The organism is Novosphingobium sp., from assembly GCF_019748365.1.
Classification (GTDB): domain Bacteria; phylum Pseudomonadota; class Alphaproteobacteria; order Sphingomonadales; family Sphingomonadaceae; genus Novosphingobium.
Genome location: NZ_JAIEPN010000149.1, coordinates 1 through 9,304 on the forward strand (window position 1 = coordinate 1; position 9,304 = coordinate 9,304).

At 61.0% G+C, this 9,304-nt stretch carries 11 protein-coding genes and 1 pseudogene; 4 read left to right on the plus strand and 8 right to left on the minus strand.

What is annotated here, in order from left to right; genetic code table 11:
* Positions 1-49 precede the first annotated feature (49 nt).
* Positions 50-580, minus strand: a complete 531-nt coding sequence (locus K5Q19_RS16660; protein WP_273304315.1) for a TonB-dependent receptor plug domain-containing protein — start codon at positions 578-580, stop codon at positions 50-52.
* 210 nt (positions 581-790) lie between these two features.
* Between K5Q19_RS16660 and istA the strand changes: the two genes are divergently transcribed.
* Together istA and istB are read left to right on the plus strand one after the other, a co-directional pair.
* Positions 791-2,317 carry an IS21 family transposase gene (istA, locus tag K5Q19_RS16665; RefSeq protein ID WP_292947553.1) on the plus strand — a complete coding sequence of 509 codons (1,527 nt, stop codon included), beginning with the start codon at positions 791-793 and terminating at the stop codon, positions 2,315-2,317.
* Positions 2,318-2,328: 11 nt separating this feature from the next.
* The gene (istB, locus tag K5Q19_RS16670; RefSeq protein WP_273304316.1) at positions 2,329-3,069 is read left to right on the plus strand and encodes an IS21-like element helper ATPase IstB; all 741 of its coding nucleotides are present in this window, start codon (positions 2,329-2,331) and stop codon (positions 3,067-3,069) included.
* A gap of 59 nt (positions 3,070-3,128) precedes the next feature.
* On the opposite strand, the gene K5Q19_RS16675 is transcribed toward istB, so the two are convergent.
* From K5Q19_RS16675 to K5Q19_RS16690, 4 genes are all read right to left on the minus strand, one after another.
* Positions 3,129-3,617, minus strand: a complete 489-nt coding sequence (locus K5Q19_RS16675) for an STN domain-containing protein (RefSeq protein ID WP_273304318.1) — start codon at positions 3,615-3,617, stop codon at positions 3,129-3,131.
* Between the two features lie 167 nt (positions 3,618-3,784).
* Positions 3,785-4,762: a FecR domain-containing protein gene (locus K5Q19_RS16680; protein ID WP_273304320.1), complete on the minus strand. Its 978-nt coding sequence runs from the start codon at positions 4,760-4,762 to the stop codon at positions 3,785-3,787.
* Positions 4,759-5,280, minus strand: coding sequence for an RNA polymerase sigma factor (locus tag K5Q19_RS16685; protein WP_181266962.1), 522 nt, complete (start codon positions 5,278-5,280; stop codon positions 4,759-4,761). The genes K5Q19_RS16680 and K5Q19_RS16685 overlap by 4 nt, the downstream gene beginning before the upstream one ends.
* A 379-nt stretch (positions 5,281-5,659) precedes the next feature.
* Entirely contained in the window at positions 5,660-6,133 is a 474-nt protein-coding gene (locus K5Q19_RS16690; RefSeq protein WP_292947560.1) for a hypothetical protein, read from the minus strand.
* On the opposite strand from K5Q19_RS16690, the gene K5Q19_RS16695 reads away from it, so the two are divergent.
* Together K5Q19_RS16695 and K5Q19_RS16700 are read left to right on the plus strand one after the other, a co-directional pair.
* The gene (locus tag K5Q19_RS16695) at positions 6,116-6,805 is read left to right on the plus strand and encodes a LysR family transcriptional regulator (protein WP_181266960.1); all 690 of its coding nucleotides are present in this window, start codon (positions 6,116-6,118) and stop codon (positions 6,803-6,805) included. The genes K5Q19_RS16690 and K5Q19_RS16695 overlap by 18 nt on opposite strands.
* Before the next feature lie 116 nt (positions 6,806-6,921).
* The gene (locus tag K5Q19_RS16700) at positions 6,922-7,293 is read left to right on the plus strand and encodes a hypothetical protein (RefSeq protein WP_292947565.1); all 372 of its coding nucleotides are present in this window, start codon (positions 6,922-6,924) and stop codon (positions 7,291-7,293) included.
* A gap of 67 nt (positions 7,294-7,360) precedes the next feature.
* Here the strand turns inward: K5Q19_RS16700 and K5Q19_RS16705 are convergent, their stop codons facing one another.
* The 3 genes and pseudogenes from K5Q19_RS16705 to K5Q19_RS16715 form a co-directional block, all read right to left on the minus strand.
* Positions 7,361-7,588 (minus strand): DUF2274 domain-containing protein, encoded by a 228-nt coding sequence (locus K5Q19_RS16705; protein WP_273304324.1) that lies wholly within the window; start codon positions 7,586-7,588, stop codon positions 7,361-7,363.
* A complete protein-coding gene (locus K5Q19_RS16710) occupies positions 7,585-8,742 on the minus strand; it encodes a TrbI/VirB10 family protein (RefSeq protein ID WP_181266957.1) in 1,158 nt (385 codons plus the stop codon). The genes K5Q19_RS16705 and K5Q19_RS16710 overlap by 4 nt, the downstream gene beginning before the upstream one ends.
* A pseudogene (locus K5Q19_RS16715) lies at positions 8,739-9,230 on the minus strand (TrbG/VirB9 family P-type conjugative transfer protein); the annotation flags it as partial. The gene K5Q19_RS16710 and the pseudogene K5Q19_RS16715, both read right to left, overlap by 4 nt.
* Positions 9,231-9,304: the final 74 nt, after the last annotated feature.

Genomic DNA, 9,304 nt, shown 5'->3' on the forward strand with positions numbered 1-9,304 from the left:
ATTACACCCAAGGCCGCCTGACCATGCAGCCCGGTGACCACACCCCAAATTACACCTCATTGACGGACGTGACCCAGCGTGTGCCGATGAGCTGGCCGAACTGGACATCCTGGCTGGCCCCCCGTGTCACGCTTCCGATCCGGTACCGGGTTTCCGCCCCGTCATAGTCTCGCCGCAGCAGCAGATTGACCACCCCACCAACAGCGTCCGAGCCGTAAAGAGCTGAGGCGCCATCGGGGAGCACCTCTATTTTTTCTACCGCACCAAGGGGGATGGTCGAAAGATCCGTGAAGTCGCCGCGGCCACCAGAGCCAGCTACTCTGCGGCCATTTACCAGGGTCAAGGTCGCATCGGAACCGAGGCCGCGCAGGTTGACGCTTGCGCCCAGTCCCAGATTGTTGATGGTCCGGTCACTGCCGGTCAGGCTGGTATCCTCGTTGCCAGTCCCGCCAAAATTCTGCGGTAGCAGAGCCAGCGCTTCTGCAATCGTGCCGCTGCCTGTCCGTTCGATATCCTCTGCGGACAGTTCGATCAGTGGCGAAACACCTGCTCCGGATGACCGGATGTTGCTTCCCGTCACAACGATTGCGGATTCCGAGGTGATCGCGCGCGGTGTTCCGATTTGATGGCGCGCGGGATTCCGAGGTGATGGCGCGCAGCGTTCCGAGAATTATCCGCGCAGCATTCCGAGGTGATGGCGCGCAGTTTGAGGTTAGGCTCACCTGATCGTTGGAGCATTCTTTCGGCCGGACAGCGGTTGGAGGAATGCATGCCGACGAGGAGAGTTGCGATGCGCCATGTGCGCGAGATTTTGCGTCTGAGCCTGGACTGCGGGCTTTCGACGCGGGTAGCTGGCGAGCGGGTCGGGGTCGGATCGACGACGGTCCGGGATACGCTTCGGCGGTTCAGTCGGTCGGGGCTGACTTGGCCGGTGCAGCCTGAGATGACGGACAGCGACCTGGAGTCCCGGCTCTACGGCGTGCCAGGGGTAAAGCCCGGGCGCCGCAAGTTGCCGGAGCCCGACTGGGCGGTGGTGGCGCGTGAGTTGAAGCGCAAGCACGTGACGCTGCAGATCCTGTGGGAGGAGTACTACGCGGCGAACCCTGACGGCTATCGCTACAGCCGATGGTGTGACCTGTTCCGGCGCTGGGAAGGCCGGCTGCCGTTGGTGATGCGCCAGAGCCATGCTGGCGGCGAGAAGCTGTTCGTTGACTACGCTGGCGACACGGTGCCGGTGGTGGTGGATCGCAGGACCGGCGAGACCCGCGATGCGCACCTGTTCGTCGCTGTTCTGGGCGGCTCAAGCCTGTCGTTTGCGTGTGCGACCTGGACCGAGCAATTTGCCGACTGGGCCGAGGCCCACAATGCTGCCTTTGCCTTCTTCGGCGGGGTGCCGCAGCTGCTGGTTCCGGATAATGCCAAGGTCGCGGTGATCAAGGCCTGCCACTTCGATCCGATGATCAACCGCAGCTACACGGACATGGCTCGGCATTACGGGACGGCAGTGCTGCCGGCGCGGCCGAGGAGGCCCAAGGACAAGGCGAAGGTTGAGGCCTGTGTCAGGATCGTCGAGCGCTGGGTGCTGGGCCGTCTGCGCAATCGCATCTTTTACAGTCTGGCCGAGCTCAATGCTGCCATTGCCGATTGCCTTGCTGATCTGAATGAGCGCCGCGTGCTTCGCCAGTTCGGCCGAACGCGCCGACAGCTGTTCGAGGAGGTCGATGCTCCCAACCTGAAGCCTCTGCCGGCCGAGCCGTGGGTTCATGCACAATGGAAGCGCTGCCGGGTTGGGCTCGATTACCATATCGCGCTTGAGCAGCATCATTACTCCGTGCCCCATCGCTACGCGCGGCGCGAGGTTGAGGTGCGTTACACGGCCCGCAGCGTCGAGATCTTCCTCGGCGGCGAGCGGATCGCGGTGCACATGCGCGGCAGTGGCAATGGTCGGCACACGACCGTGCCCGAGCACATGCCGTCGAGCCACCGGCGCTATCTCGACTGGACACCGGCAAAGATCCAGGAGGAGGCGGGCCGGATCGGCCCGATGCTGTCGCTGCTGATCGAGCGCATCATCGAGGACCGGCCGCATCCCGAGCAAGGCTACCGTTCGTGCCTGGGGATCATTGGCCTGGGCAAGCGCTTTGGCGCTGAGCGCCTTGAAGCGGCTGCGCTTCGCGCGCTGGAGATCGGCGCGCGCAATTATCCGTCTGTAAAATCGATCCTCGAAAAGGGGCTCGACAAGGTGCCCGTGTCCAAAGCCCCGGAGCGCGAGCCGATCCTGCACGACAATATCCGGGGCTCTCAATACTACCACTGAAAGGAGCAAGGATGCTCAAACACCCTACACTTGATCAGTTGAACCAGCTTGGCCTGACGGGCATGGCTCATGCCTTTGCCGACCTCGATGGCAATGGCGAGGCCGCCAGCCTGAGCCATGCGGAATGGTTGGCGCTGTTGCTTGATCATGAGACGACATGGCGAAATGACCGCCGCCTTGCCCTGCGGCTGCGTCAGGCAAAACTACGCCATCATGCCGTGCCTGAGGATGTTGATTATCGCAGCACACGCGGGCTTGACCGGCGGCTGTTCGAGATGCTGCTCAAGGGCAACTGGATCGGTGCCCATGAAAACTGCGCGATCATCGGGCCAGCAGGGGTCGGTAAAAGCTGGCTGGCCTGCGCCATCGGGCATCAGGCCTGCCGTGACAATCGGTCGGTCCTTTACACGCGGCTGCCGCGGCTGATCGATGAGCTGTCGCTGGCCAAGGGTGATGGCCGCATTGCTGCGCGGATGAAGAGCCTGGCCCGCGTGGACCTGCTCATCCTTGATGACTGGGGTCTTGAGCCGCTCGATGGCAATGCCCGCCATCATCTGCTGGAGATCCTCGAGGATCGCTATGGTCGGCGTTCAACGCTGGTCACAAGCCAGCTTCCCATCGCGCGCTGGTTCGATCTCATCGGCGATCCCACCTACGCCGATGCCATCCTCGATCGTCTCGTCCACAACGCCCACAGGCTCGAACTCGACGGGGAATCCATGCGCCGCCTGGCTCAGCGTGCCGCCGCTTGACCAACGCCAAACCATAGTGCGAATAGATACCAACGATCAGGTGCTTTACCTGCGCGCGATCAAATCGGAACGCTGCGCGGCATCAGATCGCAATACATGCGCGCGATCGTCGGAATCCGCACAACGATAGGCAGCTCTTGCAGCTCATCGGCTTGGACGGGTGCTTGAGGCAGGGATGCGGCCGGTTTTGCCCGTGTGGTTTCCCGCGGCCTGCGGACCGAAGGGGTGCTGGGAGCGGGCGGCTTGGCAGCCAGCAGGACGATGACGTTGCGACCGCGTTTGCGGTATGAGATGGGTTGACCCGCGAGCAGCAGCTGCAGGGCCCGATCTGCATCCATTTCGCCTTTTATGCCGCGCACCTGGCGTTCCGACACAAGTGCCGAGGGATACAGCAGCTGCCGGCCAGTCTGTGCAATATAGCGGCGGAGGCACTGATCCAGCGAGCCGGCAGGGATGTCGAACTGGAAGACTTCGGCTTGAGTCTTTGCGTGCAGCGGCGCGGCTGCAAGAACTGTGAGCGCACTGCTCGCCAACAAAACCGGCGCCATTATCCGCCATGGTGCTGTTATTGATGCTCGTCGGCAAGTCATGTGCAGGGCCTCCCATATCGTTGTTCCAGGGAGTTCGCGGTTTTGCTGATGACCCCCTCTCTGTATTCAACGATCCGGAGGGGGGGTGACCCTAAAGCCTCGCCAATATTTTCCCGAATGGCAAGCTATCGCTCCTGCAACTCCAGCGTGCCATCGGGACGTTGGATCGGCACAAGAGGATAAAGTGCGGTGACGGCATCCACGAAGGCTGCGGTGTCGCCCACGGCAAAGCTGCCCGTCACACGTTCGTTTGCCCAGCGATTGGTACTGATCCGAAGTTTCATGCGGCTGTAGCGATTGACCTGGACAATTGCTTCACGAAGGAGAGTCTCATTGAACTCGAGGCGTCCCTCGGTCCAGGCGGTTACAATGTCCGGGTTGGCAGGACGCACCTCGCCTGGACCTGTCCGCCCTATTGTCACCGATTGCCCTGGATAGAGGTCCAGAGCTTTAATCTCAGCCCCGGAAATTTCCTTCTGCACACGAACATGCCCCTCCAGCAAGGCAACCGACACACCCAAGGCAGTTTGCTCGACTTCGAAACGGGTGCCCAAGGCCAGAATTTCCGTGCCATCGGCGGTTACGGTGAACGGGTGAGACGGATCTCGGGCGACATCAAATAATGCTCTGCCGCGGTCGAGCATAAGAGCACGCCTGTTCGCGTTGTTGATGCGGACCCTGGTGCCAGTATCCAGATGGATCCTGCTGCCATCGTCGAGTCGGACGAGCCTCTGCTCGCCGATGTCGGTTTCGAAAACCGCTTCTCGTGAAAGGTACAGGAAGGCCATGGTGGCGAGCAGCGACACAATGCCTGCAGCGAGTGCTATAGCGATCAGCCGCCTGGATCTTGTTGGTCCGGGTTCCAGAGCGACGCGAATGGCAGATTGAATATCCGGATCGTCTGCCAGTCGCCGACTCTCCCGCCATTGTGCCTCCAGTCGGTCATAGGCCGCTGCATTGGCGGGGCTGCGGCGCCAGGCAAAGAACGCCTCGAGTTCGGTAGTATCGACCGTCCGTGCATTCAGGCGTACGAGCCAGGTAGCTGCTTCGCTTTCGCTACGATCTGATGGAGACCCCGGTTCTTCGGAAAACGGGGTGCTCATCGTTCAACCCTTTGCGAGCAGAGCATCATGGCTTGGTGCATCCGATACTCTACCGTCTTTACAGATACACCCAGTTGTTTGGCAATCTGTGCGTTCGACAATGGCGTAAATCGCGCCAGTAGGAACACCTTTTGCAAATCAGGCGGTAATCCCAGAATCGCTTCCTTGAGCGCTAGGAGATATTCCTGATCACCCTCCTCTGAGACGTTTTCCAGAGCGCAAACGTCATTGGCCGCCTGCCGCGACTGCCGGCGAAATTGATCTCGCGCCAGATTGAGCGCGATACGCAAGAGCAGGGCCTTCGGTTTATGCTGCGCTTTGCTGCTGTCATAGCGGGTGATGCGCACATAGGTGTCTTGCACGACATCCTCGATCTCGATGTTCGCTCCGCGCAGCCGGTAGCGCAAAGCCCTTCGCAGCCATTCGCAATGATTTCGATAGAGCAATTCCAGGCCGGATTGCGCTGCCGAGGCTTGGTGAGCTTCGGGCGGCATCGAGCAGGAAGGGCGATCAGGCATGGCAGCAGCAATCCCTCTTGGTGAGGGGCGCTTTCAAAGCCTGCCGATCGGGCAGGCAGGAAGCCTGTGTGGGAGACAGGCGTGGCAAATGCCTCGCCTTGCATCCATGCCGCCTGAGATGAATCATGCCGGCTCGGAGCCAGCAACCTGCTTCTACCTGGCGAGTGTACAGGGGTTTCCACGCCCCGCTGCCGGAACGACCGGCAACACATCGACGCTTGCGCGAATTATGGGCTGAAGCAATCCCTGCCGAAAGGTCAAAACAGGGGCCGGGTGTTGGAACCTCCTGCACATGAAGGCCCGCTATTTGCCCCAGTTGCGCTGCCGGCCAACGGGCTTAAAGCCACAGGCCCCCCGGCTCTCAGCATCTGGCGCTATTTCACGGCACCCGGCGAAACGGACTTAGCAGCAGTCCGTTGCCAAGCGAGTCACGCAAGCGGACAGTCTGAAAAAATGCAGTGCGCAAGGCGATGATGCGGCGAGTATGAACTGTTTCCGCCAGATTTTGTCGGGCATACTGCCTGAAGCTGACGGTTCCCCCGCCAACAAGGTGCAAATGACCAGCGTCGTGGACCGCGACGACCGAAAACAAACGCAGTGTTGTGCGATTCGCCAGATTCAGGTGCGAACACGGCAGTTCTTGCGGACCAAAGCAGCGCCATCGGCGGATTTTCGGCGAGATGCGGGGGGATGCCATCGGTCGGCGCAACCGAGCCCGGCCAGGCCTGAGTTTTTCAGCTGAGCGGCTTGGCAAGGGCTGCAAGTCGATGAAATTGTGGTGAACCATGAACGCCAGCCTTTCACCTGACCTGCTGCGGCATGGCCGCATGTGCGCATGATTGACCTTAGTCATCTCGCCTATGTTCTGGCCGCAGCCGAACAGCGCAGCTTTTCGCGGGCCGCAGGGGGTTTCCAGGTCAAGCAGTCGACGCTGAGCCGCAAGGTTGCAAGGCTCGAAGATCAGCTGGGATTCCGACTTTTCGAACGGACAACGCGCGGAGCCAGGCCCACCCCGCGTGCTCGATTGTTTCTGGCGGAAGCCAGGGAGCTGCTGGATCGCGCGGGCCGACTGGAGCAGCAGGCCCTGGCCCTCCGGCGTGCTGCCATGCCCAGACTTTCGCTCGGCTATGTCGGAGATCTGTTTTCTGGGGCAGGCCGCCAGGCCGTTTGCGACTTTCTCACGCTGCATCCGGATGTACGCCTGGAAGGACACGAGCGCAGACCGGAGACCCTGTTCGCCGTACTTGAAGCCAAATATGTAGATGCAGTGATTGCGCCCGAAGGTCACCCCGACGTACGTTGGTCGAGCCAGATCTTTGCTCAGCCGTCGCTCGAGGCGGGCGGCTACAGGCCTGTTGGCAAAGGGCATGCGCTGTACTGGAGCCCTGGCAACACCAACCCCTTGCTGCACAGTCTGCGAAGCATCGTTGCTGGTGGTCCTGCAGTCGGTGATCGGGCCGGTAATCCGCAGCCCGTGCAGCAGAAGAGCATCGGATCCGATATCGACAGCGCAGGTCATGGCTGACCGCTCTGGCGCTGGGTCCGCCTAGTTCTGCTGCCCAGAGCCCCGCAATCGTGTATAGGCCGCCTCCGTTCAGGACCTTGGCCCTGTTCGTCCCTATGTGAGCGCCAGAGAGACAAATGCCCGTTGTGCGCCTGAAACCGACAGGATGGTTGCCGATGACGCGCCAAAGTTCAGATCTTTTGTCCCTTTATATCGAGTTTATCCAATGGATCGGGGATGGAACCGGTCTGCCCGATACCATCCTGCACATTCATGCCGGCATGGCGGTCCTGCTGCTCGCCCGGCTTCTGACCAGAAAGTCGCTGGGTTCTCTCGTTCCGCTGGCTTTTGTCGTTGTTGCCGAACTTGGCAATGAGATCATGGACCGGCTTCATTACGGGTCGTGGCGGTGGCCGGACACGTCGATGGATGTTCTCAACACCCTATTGTGGCCTGCCGTCCTGTCGCTTGCCATCCGGCTGCGTCCACCGGAAACCCGCCGCCGCTAGAGCTCGGACTCACTGAGGCAACAGGCAGGCGCAGTTGTATGGCCTGGCCTTAGACCGGCTCGCGCGATTATCGGCGGCGGAGCTGCCTTCTTTCCCGGGCGTAGGAGCGATCAGATGCAATGAACCGTTCGATCATCGCCGGTATGACCCGCTCGGGTGAGGGGACCGCTGCCGTCGCGCCCTTGCTCAGCGCAATGCAGTAATCCTGTAGGTCCCGGTGCAGTTTTGCGGGCATTTCCACAGTCAGCCTCACGGGCTTCTCGTCGGTGATATCAGCAAGTGAAATTCTGGTCATCGTGCGTCGTCCATTATGAGATCGCGGGTCACCATGACCCGGACTGGAAATCCAGGACGGATGGTAAGGCTCGGACGAATGCTCAACTCGCGCGAAACAATCTGCTCGCCGGCCCGGTTGATGCTGTCTTGCGAGCCCCTGCGCAAGGCACGGACCAGATTCCTGTCGTCGCCTGCCCCGAATTCTGCGCCCGCGCCCAGCAGGGTCGAGATCATCGCAGCCTTGAACACGCCTGCCCAATGGTAGTCGGTCTTGTCCTTCAGTCCGGAGTATCCGGCAGTATCCGTCGCCGGGAAGCTTGCAAGCTGCTGGGATCGGCCATCAGGCATGATAAGGCGCGTCCATTGAAGCTGGACACGGTTCTGCCCAAAACCGACATCTGCCGAGTAATCGCCAATCAGCCGGGCCCCTTGGGGAATAAGCAGCATGCTGCCGCTAGGGCTGTCATAGACATTTTCTGTCACCTGCGCGATGACCATGCCCGGCAGATCAGACTGGATTCCGGTGATCAGCGCCGCAGCAATCACTGTGCCTGCCTGAATGACTCTCGGGTTTGCTGGTGTACCGAGCCGGCCATCTGAGTCCTCCTTGCTGGTCGCCGCCAATCGGTTCTGGCCTGTCATGGCGTCCGAAGCAGGTGGGTAAGGGCCGGCGGCTTGCGGTTCTGGCTGTGCCCGGCTGGGAAAGAACAGCTGACTGGCACGGGCGGCATCGCGCTGCTGCCGCAATGCGTCAGCCTGTCCGGTGGATGCTTGCACTTCCGGCACTGCGTATGGTTGCAACGAGGGCATGGCAGTTGGCGGTGGATCGACCCCAGGCAACGGATTGCCGGCATCGAGGATCGGTTTGCCGAGATCGCCGGGCAGGGGGGGGCCGAGTTTGGGCGCCCCGCCATAGTCGCGAGGGCCGCTGGTGAGTTGTTCTGGCAGGGCAACTGCGCCGGTCTTGAACAATTCCCTTGGGGGTGCATCCTGCTCCGGCAGCAGAGCATAGACCGCCGTCGCGATCACGACTGCGCTGGCGATCCCGGCTGCTGAAACAATGACCCTTCTAGACAGGCGCGTGACGCGCGGCGGATCGTGCCGAAGCCTGACAACCGTTTCCGGCGCCAGCTCGGCGGGCTGCAACGGTTTGGGTGATTCCACCGACGTCATGATGTCTTCCTGCGAGCGGATGTTATGCGCACCTTGAGCTGCCGCTTGCCATCTCCGAGCCGCAGTTCGGCTGATGGGAACAGTCTGTCGACAATCATGTACCGCCCAGCCACACGATAGTTGACGATCTCCGCACGGCCGCCTGCTCCTATTGCGAACAGAGGTGGAAGTTCGGTCTGGGCGGCAGCCTGGGGAAATTCGACATAAACCCGAATACCGTCGTCAAAGGCCCGGATTGGTCTCCACTCCGGCTTGTCACCCGAAATGGCATAGCCGAAATCCAGTCGTGTGATGTCGAGGCCAGAGGCAATGGGTGCTGTGCGCTCCTCCGCGATAGCGGCCTGGCGCAGTGCTATGAGATCGTCTTGCGGATAACTCCAAGACACAGATGCCATATAGGTCTGCGCATTGGATCGCAGCTCGATATGATACGTCCTACGGTCGGTATTGATCACCAGATTGGTCGCGATATCGCTGCGCGTAGGTTGTTAGCGTCCGCGCTCGTGGTGTAATTTTCGGTGGAGATTTAGGTGCTGCTGGTGGTGGGGCATGCCCCACCACC

What these genes read in the sequence shown, in the direction of transcription:
- K5Q19_RS16680 (WP_273304320.1), bottom strand. Translation starts at nt 4,762, where the DNA reads ATGAGCACCCCGTTTTCCGAAGAACCGGGGTCTCCATCAGATCGTAGC.
- K5Q19_RS16710 (WP_181266957.1), bottom strand. Translation starts at nt 8,742, where the DNA reads ATGACGTCGGTGGAATCACCCAAACCGTTGCAGCCCGCCGAGCTGGCG.
- istA (WP_292947553.1), top strand. Translation starts at nt 791, where the DNA reads ATGCGCCATGTGCGCGAGATTTTGCGTCTGAGCCTGGACTGCGGGCTT.
- K5Q19_RS16705 (WP_273304324.1), bottom strand. Translation starts at nt 7,588, where the DNA reads ATGACCAGAATTTCACTTGCTGATATCACCGACGAGAAGCCCGTGAGG.
- K5Q19_RS16695 (WP_181266960.1), top strand. Translation starts at nt 6,116, where the DNA reads ATGATTGACCTTAGTCATCTCGCCTATGTTCTGGCCGCAGCCGAACAG.
- K5Q19_RS16690 (WP_292947560.1), bottom strand. Translation starts at nt 6,133, where the DNA reads ATGACTAAGGTCAATCATGCGCACATGCGGCCATGCCGCAGCAGGTCA.
- K5Q19_RS16700 (WP_292947565.1), top strand. Translation starts at nt 6,922, where the DNA reads ATGCCCGTTGTGCGCCTGAAACCGACAGGATGGTTGCCGATGACGCGC.
- K5Q19_RS16685 (WP_181266962.1), bottom strand. Translation starts at nt 5,280, where the DNA reads ATGCCTGATCGCCCTTCCTGCTCGATGCCGCCCGAAGCTCACCAAGCC.
- istB (WP_273304316.1), top strand. Translation starts at nt 2,329, where the DNA reads ATGCTCAAACACCCTACACTTGATCAGTTGAACCAGCTTGGCCTGACG.
- K5Q19_RS16675 (WP_273304318.1), bottom strand. Translation starts at nt 3,617, where the DNA reads ATGGCGCCGGTTTTGTTGGCGAGCAGTGCGCTCACAGTTCTTGCAGCC.